Genomic DNA, 17,822 nt, shown 5'->3' with positions numbered 1-17,822 from the left:
ACAGGTATGCGATGGAAGATTACGGCGCGATCGACGCGGTGGTGAACATCTGGACGAAGGAGGCGCTCGCCGGGCGTCCGGACCGCGAGGAGTTCTACACCTCCAAGGTCAAGGTCGACCGGGGCACCTTCGAAGGCATATCGCTGGAAGAGATGCTGCGGCGCATGGACGAGGCCAACATCGAGCGCTCGATGCTGATCGCCGCGAAGGTCGGCTCTGCCGGCCACCGCGCATGCTACCACGTTCCCTACGGGCTGATTGCCGAGGCAGTTGCCCGGTATCCCGATCGTTTCCTCGCGCTGGCCGGCATCGATCCCACGGAAGGCATGAACGGCGTGAGGGCGCTTGAGACAGCGGTCAAGGAAGATGGCTTCATCGGCGCGCATCTCTATCCGCACTGGTTCGAGCTCGCGCCGGACCATGCGCGCTACTATCCGTTCTACGCAAAATGCGTCGAGCTGGACGTGCCGATCCAGATGCAGGTCGGCCAGTCGCTGATCTACGACAAAAGCTTCCCGCGCCGCAGCGTGGGCCGACCGATCACGCTCGACACCATCGCCTGCGACTTTCCCGAACTGAAGATCGTCGGCATCCATATCGGCATTCCGTGGACCGACGAGATGATCGCGATGGCGTGGAAGCATGCCAATGTCTACATCGGATCGGACGCCCACGCGCCCCGCTACTGGCCACAATCCTTCGTCAACTACATCAACACCTACGGCCAGGATAAGGTGATTTTCGGGACCGATTTTCCCGTCCTGGATTTCGGCGAGACCATGCGCCAGATCGACGAGCTGCAACTGCGCCCAGCATCCAGGCGCAAGCTCTTGCGCGACAACGCCATGCGCCTCTACGGGCTGGACCGGCAGGCATGAACCTCGCCGAAGCGCTCGACATCCATGCCGCGGCAAGGCCCGACCATGCCGCGATCATTGCCGGCGAAACCACCATCGGCTACGCGGCTTTCGCGCAGTCTGTGACCAGGCTGTCGGGCCGGCTGGCGGCGGCGGGAATACGGCGCGGCGACATTGTCGGCGTTTGTCTCAAGGATTCGATCGACCACCTGGCCGCGAACTACGCGCTGGCGCGGATGGGTGCGATCATCCTCCCGATGGACTGGCGCTGGACGGAAGCGGAAAAGACGGCGGTGGCCGGCCACTTCCGCGCTCGGCTGGTGATCGTCCTGCCAGAGCAGGAACCGCTCGGCGCGCTTGCCCTTTGCACCATGGACGCTCTGCCTGAACCGGCTTCTGGTTGGGATGCGCCAGCGCCGGCCGCGGGCGAAAACCTGCCGCTACTGCTGTCGCTGTCTTCAGGGACAACGGGACGGCCGAAGGGTCCCTGCATCACGCACCAGCAGATGCTGCGCAGGTTCTGGACACACTGGATCAATCTCGGTCTCAACAGCACCGATCGCTACGTCTCCGCCACGCCGCTCTATTTTGGCGGCGGGCGCACCTTCGCCATGTCGATCCTGTTTTCAGGGGGAACGGTGGTGCTTTTCCCGCCGCCCTTCGACGCGCCGGCGCTGACGGCGGAACTGGAGCGTGTCTCGGCGACGAGCACCTTCCTGGTGCCGACACAGTTGCGCAAGCTCCTGGAAGCGGACGATTCCGTCAAAGGCGCAATTCGACGCCTGCGCCTGCTGATCTCGAGCGGCGCGCCGCTCGATCCCGACGAACGCCACGCCATATCCGCGACGCTCAACGACAATTTCGTCGAATATTACGCTTCGACGGAGGGTGGGGGCATCTCGCTGGCGACGCCGCAGACGCGGACCAGCAGCCCGAATTCGGTCGGGCGGCCGGTCTTCGGTGTCGAGGTCCAGTGCGTCTCCGACACGCACGAGCGTCTTCCGGCAGGCGCGGTGGGGCAGTTGCGCTACCGCGGGCCGGGCGTGGCCAGCGGGTATTTCGGTGAGAGCGACGACGAAGAGAGCCCCTTTCGGGATGGCTGGTTCTATCCGGGGGATCTGGCCGCGATCGATGCCGGTGGCCATGTCGAACTGCGGGGCCGGCGCAAGGATGTCATCATCCGCGGCGGCATCAACATCTATCCCGCAGAGATCGAGCAGGTGCTGCGTGAGCATCCGATGGTGTCCGAGGCCGCCGTGGTCGGCGCCGCCTCGGCACGCCTGGGAGAAGCGGTGGCTGCGTTCGTCGTCGCGCGCGCGCCCCTCGAGGGCCATGAGCTCGGGTCGTGGTGCGCGGCAAGGCTTGCGCCCTACAAGGTACCCGAGGCGTTCGTCTTCGTGGACGAACTGCCGCGCAACAGCGCCGGCAAGGTGCTGAAGGCGGCGTTGCGTCTGCCGTAGCGGGTCCTTGGGCCCTGGGAGGCTGAAGAATCCGCTTGATGCGCGGCGGCTTTTGCATAATGTTATGCCTATAGACCAATTGAGCGAGACCCAATGAACCAGGACAAGCGGGCTCAGGCCTCGACGACGACCACGGCGCGACCATGGATGGGCCAATCCTGGCCGCGCTCGTCGACGGGGCGGAGCTCGCTTGTCGAACCGTTGCCGCACCACATAAGCTGCGAAGCACTGCACGTGACGTTCCGCGCCGAGCCCTCGGCGATCGCCAATCTCCTGCCGCCGGATCTCGAGCCGCTCGATACCGGCGAGGGCTGGGTGATGATCGCCGAGATGGCCAAGGTCAGCGCGTCCAATCCGGAGCAGATGTGGCGCGACCCGAGCCGGTCGTCCTACAATGAGTGCGTGCTCGGCTTCTATTGCCGCTTCGGCGACAGGATCGGCCGCTACAGCGCGCTGGTCTGGGTCGACCGGGACTGGTCCCTGGGCATGGGCGCGATCTTCGGCTGGGGCAAGCGGCTGGGCACGATCGACCGGACCAGGCATCAGGCCACCAACCCGGCCTTTGACGAAAAGACCCATACGCTCGGGGGCACGGTGTCACGCTACGGCCGGCGCGTCCTCGACATAGCGGTCACGTTCGAAGACGGCGGAGATGCCATCGACGCCTTGCCGGGTCATGCCGCCTCGACGTTCCTGTATCGCTATATCGCATCGCCGGCGCCCGACGTGCCCGACATCGAGCAGCTCTTCGAACTCGGTTTCTCCAACGTATCGATGAGTGGCATCAAGCAGGGTGCGGGCATGCTGAGCTTCGGCGACGCCGAGGACGAGGATCTCGATCTCCTGGGCAAGGTCGAGATTACGGGAGGCTACGCCTACCAGCGTGGCTGGACCACCGATCGACAAGCCCGCCTTCTAAAAGACTATACCGCAGGCTGAACCCGCGGGTCGAAACACAAGAACCGAAAGAGGGTCGACCAATGAACAAGCTCATCACGAACCGCCGCAAATTCCTCGTTGGCGCGCAAGCGCTCGCCGCCGGCGCCATGGTGCCGGGGCTCCTGGGCTCCGCCGCGCGCGCGCAGGATCTGACGAACATCACGTACCTGACGCCGTTCGGCTACCTGATCTCCTTCGTCGAGACGATGTATGCCGATGTTGGCGGCATTTTCGCCAAGCACGGTCTCAACGTTACCATCGAAGGCGGCCGCGGCTCGTCCATGGCGGTGCAGCAGGTGACGGCCGGCAACGCGCTGATCTCGCGCACCGGCGGCACCGATCTGATCAAGGCCTACGCGACAGATCCGTCGATCGTTGCCGTCGGCGACATCTACCAGCGCGACATCTTCTACATGATCAGCGCGCAGGACGCGGCCATCGAGACACCCGAAGACATGGCCGGAAAGACGATCGGTATCGTTTCGGCGGCCGGTGCGACCGAGAACATTCTGGACATGATGCTGGCCGCGCGCGACATCCCCAAGGACGACGTGTCGCGTGAAGTCGTCGGCAATGCGCCGGCAGCCTTCGAGCTGGTCAAGCAGGGCCGTATCGCGGGCTTCATCGCCACCAGCGACACCGTGTTCCAGCTCGAGGTGGACGAGCAGCCGGTCGTCGCCTGGTCGACGGACGAATTCGCGCCGTGCCCCGGCCAGGTCTACATGACGTCGAAGGCGCAGTTGGAAGAGAGCGGCGAGCTGATCGCCAGCTTCCTGTCTTCGGTCCACGAGACGCTCGGCATATTGCTGGAATCCGACGATCTCGCACCGATCATCGAGGAGATGACCGCGAAGTACGACGTCTTCGAAGCCAATCGTCCCGACAAGGGGCTTGCCGTGCTCAAGCACACGCTGGCCAAGTACGAAGCGCCATATGCCGACAAGCTCGCCACCAATCCGGAGAGCTGGGAATCGGCCTACGCGCTGATGTTGAAGGCAGGTCTGATCGAAGAGACGGCGGACCAGAACTTCCACGACGACAGCGCTCGCCAGCTCGCCTTTGGCTAAGGACGGCGGACCACGCACCGCCCTCGTCGTCGTCGACCCGCAGGTGTCGTTCTGCGATGCCCACGGTTCGATGGCGAGGCAGGGACGGCCGATCGATGGTCTGCGCCACGCGGCGCAGACTTCCGACGCACTCGCACGTGATCTCAGGGATCATGGCGTCACGATCATCTGGACGCGAATGGTGTTTGCACAGGACTATTCCGATGGAGGCGAACTGATCCGCACCATACGGCCCAATCTCGCACGCATTGGCGCGCTGCGGCGTGGCAGCGGCGACGAGTTGTTGTCCGACGTGGTCACGCCGCACGAGGCGGACATCGTCATCGACAAGCCGCGCTTTTCGGCGCTCGTCGGCACGGAGTTGGAGGGCTTGCTTCGCGCCGGCGGCTACCAGCGCGTGCTGGTCTGCGGGGTGACCACGTCGATGTGCGTCGAGAGCACGGTGCGCGATCTCGGCCAGCGGGACTTCGAGACCCATGTGGTCGCCGATGCCTGCGCCGATTTCGACGTCGCGCGGCATCAGGCCTCGCTTGAGGCAATGGAGTTCGGATTTGCAAGGATCATCGACTGTGCTGGCGCACGACATCTCATACGGACCAACTCAGATGGCTGAAGACACGCCGCAACCGGTCGAAAAGCCGGCCAAGATCAGGCTGACCGACATCGCGCAGCGCTACAAGACGCGCGATATCGACGTGCTGGCGTTGACAGATGTCAACCTCGAGATCGCGCAGGGAGAGTTTCTCGTCCTGCTCGGCCCCTCCGGCTGCGGCAAGACCACGCTGCTTCGGATCATCGCGGGCCTCTTGAGGTCGACGGGTGGCTCCGTAGAGGTCAGCGGGCAGCAGCTCTGGAACGGGCGGGAGCGCAACGACGCCGTCATGCAGGAGCTGGGCGTGGTGTTCCAGGACGCCAACCTGTTCCCGTGGATGACGATCGAGGACAACATCGCCCTGCCGCTGAAGCTGCGCGGCGTTCCAAAAGCGGAGCGTCGGAGGCGGGCTGGCGAACTCTGCGAGCTGGTCGGCATCAAGGGCTTCGAGAAGCGCTGGCCGCGCGAGCTTTCGGGCGGCATGCGCCAGCGCGCGGCAATCGCGCGCGCATTGAGCTGCAAGCCGCAGATCCTGCTGATGGACGAGCCGTTCGGTGCGCTGGACGCGATGACGCGCGACCAGATGAACCTCGAACTGCAGCGCATCTGGATCGAGAGCGGCTGCACGGTGATCCTGGTGACCCATTCGATCCGCGAGGCGGTGTTTCTCGCCGACAGGGTGTTGCTGCTGTCCCCGCGCCCCGGCCGCATGGACACCCTCACCAGCATCGACATCGAGAGGCCGCGCAGCATCTACGTCCAGTCGACTCCCGAATTCCAGAAACACGAACTCGAACTGCGCCAGCGGCTCGATTCATTCGCCTGAGGACGCCGAGCCATGTCACGCCACACAGCCTGGATCGCCACGCCGCTGCTGCTCGCCGCCCTCGTGCTGATCTGGGATCTCTATGTCCGGGTGTTCGAGGTGTCGCCCTTCATCCTGCCGTCGCCGCTTGAAGTATGGGATGCAACCGTGCTGCTGCTGTCGCAGCCGCGAACCTACGGCCACATCTGGGTGACCCTGTTCGAGACCGTCGCCGGCTTCATCATCGCCGTCGTCGTCGGTATCGGGTTCGGTGCGCTGCTCGGCAAGATTCCGTGGCTCGAACGCACGCTCAATCCGCTCATCGTCGGCCTCCAGGTGATGCCGAAGGTCGCACTCATACCGCTGTTCATCGTCTGGTTCGGTTTCGGCATGACGTCCAAGGTGGTGCTCGCCGCGGTCATCGCCTTCTTTCCGATCATGACCAACACGATCCTGGGTATCAAATCCGTCGAGCGGGGCCACCGCGATGTGATGCAGTCGCTCAACGCGAGCGCCTGGGCCACCTTCCGCGACGTCGAGCTTCCCAACGCGTTGCCCTTCATCCTCACCGGGATGGAAGTGGGCATCGTGCTGGCCACCATCGGCGCGATCGTCGGTGAATATCTCGGCGGCAGCCAGGGCCTTGGCTACATGGCCGTCGCGACGCTGAACGCCTTCGACGTGAAGGCCATGTTCGGAGTCATCATGCTGCTGACAGCGCTGGGCCTGATCCTCTATTTCCTGGTCGTGATGCTGCGCCGCTACGTCACGCCATGGCACGAGTCCGTCGCCGGACAGCACTGAGTTTCGCGAACACAAGGAGAAGCGCCCATGGCCCGCATCATCGACGTGAGTGTCAATTTCAAGCCGCATACGCAGCTCAGGCTCTATGACGTGCTCGGCATCGACAAGTCCACCGCGAAGGGTCTGGACCCGGAGGCCTGCATTGCGGAGATGGACCGCAACGGGGTTGCGATGACCGGCATCGTCGCCAATGTCGTCCAGAACGGCGTGCGCGGCGAACTGCTCGCCACCCATGTGGACGAGGTCTATCCCGTGCTCCAGAAGTACCCCGATCGCTTCTTCGGGTGGTGCGGCATCGATCCGCTCGGCGGCATGGAGACGCTGCGCTATATCGAGCGTGCCGTCACCGAACTCGGCTTCAAGGGTGTCCATGTCTATCCGCACTGGTTCGGCGTGCCGATAAACGATCGGACCTATTGGCCGATCTACGCCAAATGCTGCGAACTGGGCGTGCCCATCACGATGCAGGTCGGCCGCCAGTCGCCGCGTTCGGGGGGCAAGCTCTGTGCCCGCCCGCAATGGATCGAGGATGCCGCCTACGACTTCCCGGAACTGACACTGATCGGGCTGCATATCGGGGTGCCCATGGACTACGAAATGACCAGTGCCGCCATCGGTCACGAGAACGTCTACATCATCGCCGACGCGCATCCGCCTTCGACATGGTCGCAACACTTCGTCGACTACATCGCGCAGCGCGGGTTCGCGAATTTCGACGGCATGAAAAAGGTCATGTGGGGCACGGACTGGCCGGTGCAGAACATCACCCAGTCGCTTGGCGAGGCACGCGCGCTCGACATTCCCCAGCAGGCGCTCGACGGCCTGCTTGGCGAAAACGCCATCCGCATCCTCAAACTGGACGTGCCGCAGTGAACGCGTGGCAATGGCGCCATGATGTGTTGCAATGAAAAGAGGAAAGAGGGCCGCTTCTTCGTCCCGTGCTTGCAATAGAACAAGTGAAAAGGCATAGCATTATAACAACTTGCCTGGAGGAAGACGTGGCCCGAGACGGTTTGCCGAATGATGCAGTGACCCCTTTGCACCACCAGGTCTATGTGGTGCTGCGCCAACAGATAGAGGAAGGGCAGTACCACGGCGAAAAGCCGATCCCGTCCGAACATGAACTGTCGCAGACCTTTCAGGTGTCCAGGATAACGATTCGCCGCGCCCTGGACAGGCTGAAGCAGGAGGGGTTCGTCAGCCGCTCGCGGGGCAGGGGTACCTTTGCCCGCGCTCCCGTAGCCCCCCAGGCGATATCTGCGAACCTGCGCGGCATCTTCGAGAACCTGCTCGCCATGGGGCTGCGAACGCGCGTCAAGCTGATCGAGTTCGGATACGTTCCAGCGCCGTCCCATGTGGCACAGAAGCTTGGCCTCGAGATCGGGGCGACCGTGCAGCGGGCCGTGCGTGTCCGCTTCCACGAGAACGTCCCGTTTTCGCACCTGACGACCTATCTGCCCGAGGAGATCGGACGGCATTGCGACGAGCAGGAACTGTCCGACAAGCCCCTGCTGCTGCTCATGGAGCGCGCCGGCATCAAGGTTTCGGCCGCTGACCAGTCCGTTTCCGCCAAGCTGGCCGACACGATGGTCGCGCCGCTGCTGCAGGTGGAGACAGGATCACCGCTTCTGTGGGTCAAGCGGCTGGTGTTCGACCAGAACGACCGCCCGGTGGAATATTTGCACGCGCTCTATCGCCCCGACATCTACGAATACCAGATGAGCATGTCGCGTGTCGAAGGCGAACAGGCGGCGCTCTGGAGCCCCAATGCCACTCATCCGTGAAACGACGACCAGATGACTGCGATGCGCGACGATCTTTTCCTGGACAGCGCGGCCGCGTTGAAGGCGGCGCGCGAAGCGGTATTTTCGGAAACGCTCGACCGCATCTTTGCGTATCATCCGCACTATCGCCAGCTTTTCGAGCAGAAGGGGATAGGCCGCCGGGACATTGGCGGGATTGACGATCTGGTGCGGCTGCCGGTCACCGGCAAGACGGATTTCGTCGCCCGGCCCGCAGATTTCACGCTGTCGCTTCCTGCCGGTTTCGACGCCGAGGAGCGGGTGGTGTGGGACGTGATGTACACGACGGGATCGACGGGCGACCCGACACCGTTCACGTCGACCTCGTACGACTTCATCAACATTCTGGCGCTCAATCGCAACATGCTGCGGCTGCGCGGGGTCACGGACAGCGACTCGATCCTCAACCTCTTTCCGCTGACCCGCCATCCGCACGGCGCGTTTGCCCGCGCCATGAACGCAGCGGCCGCGTTCAACATCCCGATCGTCGCCGCCATGCCCGGGGCGCCGAGCGCCCGGCACCCCGATCTCGGCAGCCGCATGGACGCGGTGTGCACGCTGGCGGGACGTTCGAATGCGACGATCCTGTGGGGCGTTCCGTCCTACATCCGCAAGATGCTTGGACGCGCAGAGGAGATGGGCGTCGCCCTGCCGGCCGTCCGGCTCGTCTTCGTGACCGGCGAGGGCTTCGGCGAAGAGGCACGGCAGGACCTCGTCGATCGCCTGAAACGCCTCGGCGCGGCAGATCCCGTGATCAGCGTGTCGTACGGCGCCACCGAAATGCAGGGCGGAATGGTCGAATGCCGCCCCGGCGCCGGCTATCACAATCCCGCGCCACTGCAATTCCTGTTCGAGGCGGTTGATCCGGACAGCCATGCGCCGGTGGCCGATGGCGAGGAAGGCCTGATCCTGCTGACCCATCTCGACCGACGTGGCACCACCATGTTGCGCTACGCTCTGGGCGATACGGCGCGATTGACCCGCGACCGTTGCCCCCATTGCGGCGCGCTGACGGAACGGCTCGTCAGCGTGCCGGTGCGTCGCGACGGCTTCCTCAAGGTCAGGGGCATGCTCATCAATCCGCAGGCGCTGGCCGACATGCTCGCCTCCGAGGCGGGGATCGCCGACTATCAGGCGATCGTCGACAAGCAGGACGAAGCCGACGCGCTGTCGATGGACCGGCTGCGGATCCGCCTTCTGCCTCGCTCCGACGCCGGCGACGACCTCGCCCCGCGGCTGGCCGACAGGGTCAAGTCCACGATCGGCGTGATGCCGAGCATCGAAATCGTCGCTGCGGACGATCCGGCCTTCGCCGATCGCGGCTGGAAGGCGAGGCCCATCCTCGATATTCGCAAGAAGCCGGAGTGACCGGAGCCCCGTCAGCGTCAATCGCCTCGGCCGGCGGGATCGCGCGTGAATATCTCGGCAATGTCGACAATCTGGCGATGATCGCTACGTGCTGCTGCTGATCGTCACCTGAGTCCAGCTCACTCGGTGTATCGGCGCGGATAGGTCGAGACCGCCCGCGAGGCCACGGCGACGCCGCTGGCCAGGGCTTCATCAAGCGGTTTGCCGGCCACGCGCGCGGCGAGAAACGCCGCGTTGAAGGTGTCGCCCGCACCCACCGTGTCGACGACCCGGACCTGTGGGGCCGGGACGGTGATCTCCACTCCGTTGGTGATCGCGGAGACGCCACCCGGCCCGCGCTTGACTACCAGCACCGCATCCGGGCGCATCGATCCGACGGACGATCCCTTGCCCTGAGACAATGCCGCCATCTCCTCCTCGTTGATGAGCGCGTAGTCGGAGACGGCCAGCCAGTCGGCGATCAGCGCATGTGTCTCCTCGCTCCAGCCTTGCGGCGGCCAACCCGGGTCGATGGCCGTCATCCAGCCGCGCCGTTTCAGCTCGGCGAGGATGAACGACGTCCCGTCACGGATATCCGGCATCAGCAGGCCGCCCGACAGGATCGCAATCGCGCCCGCGTGCGGAGCGGGCGGCACCCGCCGCATCAGCGTGGCTGCATCGGCGCGCTGGAGATGGCCGGGCGTGGTGAAGAAGGCGCGGTCTCCGCCCTCATGCACGATACCCACGGTCAGCGTCGTCGGGCCCGGATCGATGATCCAGTCGGACCACTCGTCGCGAAACTCTCCGCGCAGGAACGCGCCGTTCGGATCGTCGCCGGTCGAGGCGATTAGCAGGTGCGGTTCGTTCAAGCCGGCAAGCGCGAGCGCGGTATTGCCTGCCGATCCACCCGCGCGGGTCTCGGCACGGTCGACCTCGACTTCCGTTCCGATCGCGGGCCAGCCGGCAACCGGACCCAGTACGAGGTCGACATTGACGTTGCCGAGAACCAGCAGGGGCGGGGTCATGGCTCGGCTTCAGGCCGGACGCGCCACGACGGGCACGTAGTCCTCGAGCGCCGGTTCGGGGAAATGCACCGTGCGTTCGAGCTCCGCCGACATGTAGAGGCCCATGAGGATCTCGACGACGGCAAGTCCGTCATGGAAGGTCTCCAGCGGCGTCTCGCCCTTGCGAAAGCATTCCACCATGTGGCGGTTCTCGTCCGTATAGCCGTAGACGCCGGCTTCGTCCTCCAGCACCGGCATCAGGCCCTGCTCGGCATTCTGCTTTTCCACGAGGTCCTCGCCTTCAGAGCCGGTCACGTGGCGTGACATGAAGACCTTGAGACCGGTCGAGAGCGAATTGAACTCCATCGCGTATTCCGGCCCGAGCAGTTCGAGCTGGATGCGCAGGCCCGCGCCGACATAGGCCCAGGACGTCGTCGCCTCGATCATCAGCGGATTGCCGTCTTCGTCTTCAAGCTCGACCGTGCCGCGGGCGAAATCCTCGGACGGGCGATTGCGGTAGTCGACCTCGGCGCCGTAGCGCTCGCGGAGCTGGTCGGAATAATGCGGCCGGGTCCACTTCAGCGTCGCGACCGTGCCGTTCACCGCCTTGACCTTGAGCGTGTCGCGCCTGGCGCCGGGCGCCGTCAGCAAATGGCGGGCGACCTCGACCGAATGGCACATCATGTCCGACAGCACGCCGCCACCCTGCCGCTCTCCCTGCCAGAACCAAGGCTCGTGCGGTCCGGAATGCTCCTCGGCGGCACGGGCGAGATAGGGGCGCCCGGTCGCGGAAGCGGCGCGACGCCAGATGATTTCCTTGCCGCGCAGCACGGGCGTGCAGAACACCTGGTTCTCCAGATAGCCGTGGTTGAGGCCGGCATCCTCGACCAGCCGCACCATCTCGCGCGCCTCGCGCACCGTCCGCGCCAAAGGCTTCTCGCAGGCCACGGCGAGCACCTTGCTGCGTCCAGCCTTCACACTGGCATGGAGTTCGCGCATCACGCCAAGACGCGTGTCGTTGGGAGACAGGATCCAGATCGCGTCGACGTCGTCTGCCTCGAACAGGGCTTGCAGGCTCTCATGGCTGCGGCAGGAGCCCAGCCCCAGCTCGTCCACGGCGTCGGCAAAGCGCTGGCGCTTCTCCGCGCTGCGGCTGTAGACGCCCGTCACCTCGACATTGCGCACGCCGATCATCGATTTCAGGTGGAAGTGGGCGATGAAGCCCGATCCCACGAAACCGACACGCAAGGTTTGCCTGACCATTTGATACTCCTTCATTGCAGGTTCGCGCACCGCGCCGTCGTCCCGCGTATCTGTAGCTGCGTCGGCAGGACGAGCGGATCGGCTGGTGGATGGCCGCCGCCGATGATGTCGAGCAGCACCGAGATTGCCGCGCGGCCGATCTCCGCGCGCGGCTGGCTGACCGTGGTGAGCGACGGAAAGAACGCCTCGCTCAGATAGATGTCGTCGAAGCCGACGACGGAGACGTCGTTCGGCACGTCGAGCTTCCTTCGACGCAGTTCGTGGATCGCGCCGAAGGCCATTTCGTCGTTGGCGCAGAAGATCGCGGTCGGCGGAGCGGCAAGGTCGAACAGGGCCGAACAGACGCTGCGCGCCGCATGCACGTGATAATCGCCGCACTGTTCGTAGGGAGGCGGGACCTCCAGCCCCGCTTCGGACATCGCCAGCCGATAGCCCTGCTGGCGCAGGTTCGACATCGCTTCGTGAGCCGGACCGGTGATGTGAGCGATGCGCCGGTGCCCGAGTTCGATCAGGTGGCGGACCGCATCGCGCGCGGCCGCGACATTGTCGATCTGCACATGCGGCAGGTCGCTGCCCTGGATCAGTTCCAGTGCGACGACGACGGGCAGTCCAGCCGGTATCCTGCGGTGGCCCTGCATGCGCGGGGGAAGCTGGCCGGTCATCAGGATCATGCCGTCGGCATGGCCGTCGCGCAGCATGTCGAAATAGCCGTTCTCCCGTTCGGCATCATCCTCGCTGTTGCCCATCAGCACCGAGTAGCCGGCGTCACGCGCGGTGCGCTCGACGCCTTTCATGACCTCGAGATAGAAGGGGTTGCCGATGTCGCGGACGACCATCAGCACGGTCATCGAGCGGCGGGTGCGCAGGTTGCGCGCGCTGACGTTGGGGCGATAGTTCATCGCCTGGGCGGCTTCGCGGATGCGCGACAGCGTCGGTTCGGCGACGAGACCGCTTCCGGAGAGCGCGCGCGAGACGGTTGCCGGCGACACCCCCAGCCGCTCGGCGATGTCCTTGATCTTGGGACTTCCGGTCATGCACGCATGGCGCGGCCGCGCCCGTAGAACAGCATCAGCACCAGCAGCGTCGCGCCGAAGATCATCTGGCGGCCGGACTCGTCGATGTTCACGGTGGTCAGGATGCTCTGCAGCACCGTCAGCATGACAGCACCCGCCATCGTGCCCGTGTAGGCGCCCTTGCCACCGGCCAGGGAGGTGCCGCCGAACACCACCGCGATGATCGACGGCAGCATGTACTGCTCGCCGACATTGGCAAAGGACGAGCCCGAATAGCCGAGCAGGCACATGCCGGCGATCGCCGCGAAGACCCCGGAGAGTACGAAGAGCGAAACGCGTATCACCCGCACCGGAACGCCGGCCATCCACGCCGCCTGCTCGTTGGAGCCGATCGCGTAGATGCGGTGGCCGTAGACGGTGCGCGCCAGCAGGAATGCCATCACGATGCCGATGACAATCCATAGCCAGATGATGCCCGGCAGGCCGAAGAGCAGCGGCTGGGTGACGAACTGCGACAGAGCAGGCGCGGCACGGCCCGAAGGGATGCCCTGCCTGATCACAACCAGCAGGCCTTGCAGCACGCCGAGCATGCCAAGGGTCATCACCAGAGGCGGGATGCGCAGCAGCGTCACGCCGAGGCCGTTGAGCAGACCGAAGAACGCACCGGTCGCCACACACGCCAGGATGGCGAGGGGAATGCCGGCATCGCTGCCGCTCATCAGGTTGCCGGCCACGATGGCCGAAAGCGACACGACACCACCTACGGAAAGATCGATGCCTTCGCGTCCACCGAGGATGACGAGGTTCTGTCCTGCCGCGACGATGCCGAGCAATGCGGCGACGATGAGCAGCCGCATGATCTGCTGCGAGGAGGCAAATCCAGGCGACAGGACGTTGCCGACGAAGAGCAACGCGACGATCAGGACCATCGCCACCACCAGTGGCCTCTTGGCAAAATCGAGCACCGCACTCATGACCGCATCCTCCGGCCGACGAGAACGCCCGCCATCAGTGCCAGCAAGATCGCAGCGCCGCGCGCGAGGTTCTGCCATTCGGAGGGGACGCCGATGAAGTACACGACCGAACTGATCAAGCCGATAGACAGCGCTCCGAAGACCGACCCTACGACCGTACCGAACCCGCCAGCGAGCGCGGTGCCGCCGAGCACCACCGCCGCGACGCTGTTCAGCGTCATGGCGCCTCCGACCAGCGGGTCGCCGCTTGCCGTGTCGCCGGTGACGCAGAACGCCGCCAATGCTGCGAACAGGCCGCACATCGCGTATCCGCGCATGCGGATCGCGGTGACGGGCAGGCCGCTCTGGTATGCGCCCTGTGCATCGTCGCCGACCGCCAGCAATTGCATGGCAAGACGCGTACGCGCCAGCATGTAGAGAATGGCCGCGAGGACGATGGCAAGCCAGAACACGAATGGGATTTCGAGGATGCGTCCGCCATAGGTCCGCCAGAAGGTCGCCGGCGCCGGTGTCCCGGCAACCGGCATCACATAGAGCGCGACGCCGGTGAAGAAGATCGACGTCGCGAAGGTCGCGACGATCGCCTGGAGCCGGAAGACGGCCACGACGACACCATTGACGATGCCGCAGGCAAGCCCGACGAGCAGGCCGATGACCATTGCGCCGAGCACGCTGAACGTCCCGTCGCCCAGGTACGCCATCACGCTGACGATCACCACATTGACCAGCGACACGATCGCGCCGGCCGACAGGTCGATGTCTCCGGCGTAGACGACATAGGTCTGGGCCACGGCGAGAAGCACGAGCGCGAGATAGGTCTTCACCAGGCCGGTGAGGCCGACGAGGCTGACGCTGCGCGGCTGGTAGAGACCGTTCAGCGCAAGCAGCGCCACGAAGATGATCAGCACCGGCAGGAACGGAAAACGCTCGAGAACGCGCTTCAGGGCGCCGGGTCTTCTGACGGGTTGGGAGACTGCATCCACCATCACACGGCCTCGTAGGCGGCTTCGTAGAGATTGAAACGGGTGCGTGTCTCACCCGTGAGCTCGCGCGTGACGCTGCCGCCGTTGAAGACGAGAATGCGGTCCGCATTGCTCAGGAGTTCGGCGTCCTCGGACGAGTAGAGCAGGATCGCCAGCCCTTCGCTCGCAAGCCTGCGGATCAGCGAGAACAGGTCCGCCTTGGCCGACAGGTCGATGCCCTTCGTCGGATCGTCGAGGAGCAGGACGCCGGGACGATCGATGAGCCAGCGCGCGATGACGATCTTCTGCTGGTTGCCGCCCGAAAGCGAACCGATGGGATGGGAGAAGCCCGCGAAGCGCGTGTTGAGCGCGTCCATCGCCGGCTTGGCCTTCTCCCGCAACGCGGAGGGGCGGGCGAGAAACAGGCGGTCGCGCAGATAGTGGATCGGCGTCACGTTCTCCAGGATGGGCCGACCCTGGATGACACCGTCACGTCCACGGTCGCCCGACACATAGGCCAGGCCGGCACGGATCGCGGCACGAGGGGAACTGGGTGCATGGGCATTGCCCGAAAGTTCGACGTTGCCGGCGCTCACCGGCAACGCGCCGAAAAGCGCGCGCAGGACGGCTGACTGCCCCTGTCCGTGGAGCCCGCCGAAGCCGAGGATCTCTCCCTTCCGGGCTTCAAAATCGACATTGCTGAAGCCCTGCCCGGAAAAGCCCCTCACGGAGAGGGCCACATCCGTCGTCTTCGCGGTGGCATCCACGATCGGTGTCGGCGCCGCCTCGGCGGCAAGGGCAGGTTCGTCGCCGACCATCATGCGCACGACGGCCTGCGGCTCGGTTTCGTCGATCCGCATGGTGCCGATCGTCCTGCCATCGCGCAGCACCGTGACGCGATCACCGATGGCGAAAATCTCGTCCATGCGGTGCGAAATGAAGATCATCGCACGGCCATCGCCCTTGAGCCGCCGCAGGATGTCGAAGAACCGCTCGGCCTGTGCGCGATCCAGCGCGGAGGTCGGCTCGTCGAAAATGAGCACGGACGCTTCGGTGGCCAGCGCCTTCATGATCTCGACCAATTGGCGCTGGTCGGGCCGTAGCGCGTCGACGGTGACGTCCGGCGCAAAACCATCGCCGGTCACGCCGTCGAAGAGCGCAATATAGCGCGCGGCGCGTTCGGAGAGCGCCGTGCGGTCCACGAACGGGCCACGCATCGGAAGGTCCGGAAGGCAGATGTTCTCCTCGACCGTGCGATGTCCGGCAAGGCTGAGTTCCTGATAGAAGATGCCGATGCCGAGCGCCTTGGCGCCTTGCGGTCCCGGAATGACGACTTCCTTGCCGTCAAGGACAACGGTGCCGGAATCCGGCTTCACGCTGCCGGCGACGATCTTGCACAGCGTGCTCTTGCCGGAGCCGTTGGACCCGATCAATACGTGGACTTCGCCCGCATCGACCTCGAGGTCGCCATGGCTGAGCGCGGCCGTCGCGCCGTAGACCTTGGTGACGCCGCTTATCTTGAGTTTTGACACTTTGAGCCGTTCCCCAAAGGGGGCAGGCAGCACGGGACGACGCCCGCACCGCCTGCCGGGAGGAAAGGTTTACTTGAAGAGCGCCTCGGCGTCTTCGATCGAAAGCGCGCTGGTGTAGGAGTAGTGACCAGGCTTGCCTTCGAGCTGGGCCGCGGCTTCCTCGACATTGGTGCCGTCGATGAACGGGATCTCCAGATACATGGCGTTGCCGTAGACACCGTCGGTGGCGGGCTCCTTGAGTTCCCGGCCCTCGAGCATGAACACGGCGACGTTGAGCGCGGAAGCCATCACGCCGGGAGGGTTGACCGAAGCGGCGGAGGTGTAGTCGTTGGCCGTCCACAGGTCGATGAAGTCCTTGCGGATTTCGCCGGTGGCCGCGATGTCGCCGGTCTTGCCGGCATCGACGATCGCGCTCCATGCGCCGGCAGCCATGCCGTCCTGCACATACACGCCGTCGATGTCGGGGTAGGTGGCGAGGATGTTCTGCATGGCCTGCTGGCCCTGCGCCTGATCCCAGTTGGCGCTGACCTCGTTGACGATCTCGATGCCGTCGTGCTGTGCGAAGACTTCGCGGTAGCCTTCGACGCGCATCTCGTTGGCCGGATGGCCGGAGACGCCGTTGATCGCCACGACCTGGCCTTCGCCGCCGAGGGTCTCGGCAAGCCATTCAGCGGCGCGCGCGCCATAGGCTTTCTGGTCGATGCCGACATAGAGGGCATCTGGCGAAGAAACTTCGGCGTCGGTGGAGATCACGAGGATGCCGGCTTCCTTCGCCTGGGCGAAGACCGGATCGAACGCGGTCGGGCTGTTGGGGTTGATGATGATCGCGTCGACGCCTTCGCTGATGAAGTTGCGGACATGCGCGATCTGGCCAGGCACGTCGACATTGGCGCTCTGCACCACGACTTCGACATTGTGACCCTTGTCGGCCCATGCTGCCGCTGCGGCCTCCGCCTCTTCGATCATCTGGGTGCGCCATTCCGAGCCGACCCAGCCGTTGGACAGGCCGATCTTGAAGTCGTCCGCCGAGGCGGCCGAGGCGGAAATGGCTGCCGCGGCAACCGTGGACAGTGCGATGAGTGTCAGTTTTTTCATGAGCTTCCTCCCTGGTAAGAACTGCTGGATTTGATCTTATTGGCCAAATGAAATCGATTTCAAGAGGGAAAAAGCGCTCTCAGACCGCAAAAGTCGTGAAATTTGTGTGAGGATTGGGCCAAGGGGCACCCGGACGCCTGACGGCACGACCTCGCGTGCGCTGCAGCATGGCGACTAGCCGTCCAAGACGGACGCGCCCTTCCTGCGCAGCATTTTATGCTGCAAGACAGAGCCCAATCGACCAAAGACACCGTCGCAGACGCAAATTCGCGTGCCAAATCGCTGTCCAACCCGGCATTATGTGCC

At 64.7% G+C, this 17,822-nt stretch carries 17 protein-coding genes; 10 read left to right on the top strand and 7 right to left on the bottom strand.

Going from position 1 to position 17,822, the window contains the following annotated elements:
* Positions 1-11: 11 nt before the first annotated feature.
* The 10 genes from AAFN84_RS20225 (at position 12) to AAFN84_RS20180 (ending at position 9,694) form a co-directional block, all read left to right on the top strand.
* Positions 12-878, top strand: a complete 867-nt coding sequence (locus AAFN84_RS20225; RefSeq protein WP_347516487.1) for an amidohydrolase family protein — start codon at positions 12-14, stop codon at positions 876-878.
* A complete protein-coding gene (locus tag AAFN84_RS20220) occupies positions 875-2,317 on the top strand; it encodes a class I adenylate-forming enzyme family protein (protein WP_347516486.1) in 1,443 nt (480 codons plus the stop codon). Before AAFN84_RS20225 ends, AAFN84_RS20220 begins: the two co-directional genes overlap by 4 nt.
* Positions 2,318-2,410: 93 nt before the next feature.
* On the top strand, positions 2,411-3,256 hold the full coding sequence (locus AAFN84_RS20215; RefSeq protein WP_347516485.1) for an acetoacetate decarboxylase family protein: 846 nt from the start codon (positions 2,411-2,413) through the stop codon (positions 3,254-3,256).
* Between the two features lie 41 nt (positions 3,257-3,297).
* Entirely contained in the window at positions 3,298-4,323 is a 1,026-nt protein-coding gene (locus AAFN84_RS20210) for an ABC transporter substrate-binding protein (protein ID WP_347516484.1), read from the top strand.
* Positions 4,316-4,936 (top strand): cysteine hydrolase, encoded by a 621-nt coding sequence (locus AAFN84_RS20205; RefSeq protein ID WP_347516483.1) that lies wholly within the window; start codon positions 4,316-4,318, stop codon positions 4,934-4,936. Before AAFN84_RS20210 ends, AAFN84_RS20205 begins: the two co-directional genes overlap by 8 nt.
* Positions 4,929-5,741: an ABC transporter ATP-binding protein gene (locus AAFN84_RS20200; RefSeq protein ID WP_347516482.1), complete on the top strand. Its 813-nt coding sequence runs from the start codon at positions 4,929-4,931 to the stop codon at positions 5,739-5,741. The genes AAFN84_RS20205 and AAFN84_RS20200 overlap by 8 nt, the downstream gene beginning before the upstream one ends.
* 12 nt (positions 5,742-5,753) lie before the next feature.
* Positions 5,754-6,524 carry an ABC transporter permease gene (locus AAFN84_RS20195; RefSeq protein ID WP_347516481.1) on the top strand — a complete coding sequence of 257 codons (771 nt, stop codon included), beginning with the start codon at positions 5,754-5,756 and terminating at the stop codon, positions 6,522-6,524.
* 27 nt (positions 6,525-6,551) lie between these two features.
* On the top strand, positions 6,552-7,397 hold the full coding sequence (locus tag AAFN84_RS20190) for an amidohydrolase family protein (protein ID WP_347516480.1): 846 nt from the start codon (positions 6,552-6,554) through the stop codon (positions 7,395-7,397).
* A 125-nt stretch (positions 7,398-7,522) separates the two neighbouring features.
* A complete protein-coding gene (locus AAFN84_RS20185) occupies positions 7,523-8,308 on the top strand; it encodes a GntR family transcriptional regulator (RefSeq protein ID WP_347516479.1) in 786 nt (261 codons plus the stop codon).
* A gap of 12 nt (positions 8,309-8,320) precedes the next feature.
* On the top strand, positions 8,321-9,694 hold the full coding sequence (locus tag AAFN84_RS20180; protein WP_347516478.1) for an AMP-binding protein: 1,374 nt from the start codon (positions 8,321-8,323) through the stop codon (positions 9,692-9,694).
* 119 nt (positions 9,695-9,813) lie between these two features.
* On the opposite strand, the gene AAFN84_RS20175 is transcribed toward AAFN84_RS20180, so the two are convergent.
* The 7 genes from AAFN84_RS20175 to AAFN84_RS20145 form a co-directional block, all read right to left on the bottom strand.
* Complete coding sequence (locus AAFN84_RS20175) at positions 9,814-10,698, bottom strand: PfkB family carbohydrate kinase (protein ID WP_347516477.1); 885 nt, start codon at positions 10,696-10,698, stop codon at positions 9,814-9,816.
* 9 nt (positions 10,699-10,707) lie between these two features.
* Positions 10,708-11,940: a Gfo/Idh/MocA family oxidoreductase gene (locus tag AAFN84_RS20170; protein ID WP_347516476.1), complete on the bottom strand. Its 1,233-nt coding sequence runs from the start codon at positions 11,938-11,940 to the stop codon at positions 10,708-10,710.
* An 11-nt stretch (positions 11,941-11,951) separates the two neighbouring features.
* Positions 11,952-12,974, bottom strand: coding sequence for a LacI family DNA-binding transcriptional regulator (locus AAFN84_RS20165; RefSeq protein WP_347516475.1), 1,023 nt, complete (start codon positions 12,972-12,974; stop codon positions 11,952-11,954).
* Entirely contained in the window at positions 12,971-13,927 is a 957-nt protein-coding gene (locus AAFN84_RS20160) for an ABC transporter permease (protein WP_347516474.1), read from the bottom strand. The genes AAFN84_RS20165 and AAFN84_RS20160 overlap by 4 nt, the downstream gene beginning before the upstream one ends.
* Positions 13,924-14,913, bottom strand: coding sequence for an ABC transporter permease (locus AAFN84_RS20155; RefSeq protein ID WP_347516473.1), 990 nt, complete (start codon positions 14,911-14,913; stop codon positions 13,924-13,926). Before AAFN84_RS20155 ends, AAFN84_RS20160 begins: the two co-directional genes overlap by 4 nt.
* Complete coding sequence (locus AAFN84_RS20150; protein ID WP_347516472.1) at positions 14,913-16,421, bottom strand: sugar ABC transporter ATP-binding protein; 1,509 nt, start codon at positions 16,419-16,421, stop codon at positions 14,913-14,915. The genes AAFN84_RS20155 and AAFN84_RS20150 overlap by 1 nt, the downstream gene beginning before the upstream one ends.
* A gap of 69 nt (positions 16,422-16,490) precedes the next feature.
* Positions 16,491-17,516, bottom strand: a complete 1,026-nt coding sequence (locus AAFN84_RS20145) for a substrate-binding domain-containing protein (protein ID WP_347516471.1) — start codon at positions 17,514-17,516, stop codon at positions 16,491-16,493.
* Positions 17,517-17,822 lie beyond the last annotated feature (306 nt).

Source organism: Mesorhizobium sp. CAU 1741, from assembly GCF_039839275.1.
Taxonomy (GTDB): domain Bacteria; phylum Pseudomonadota; class Alphaproteobacteria; order Rhizobiales; family Rhizobiaceae; genus Aerobium.
The sequence above is the reverse complement of the archived record's forward strand: the minus strand, read 5'-3'. Positions and strand labels throughout refer to the sequence as shown.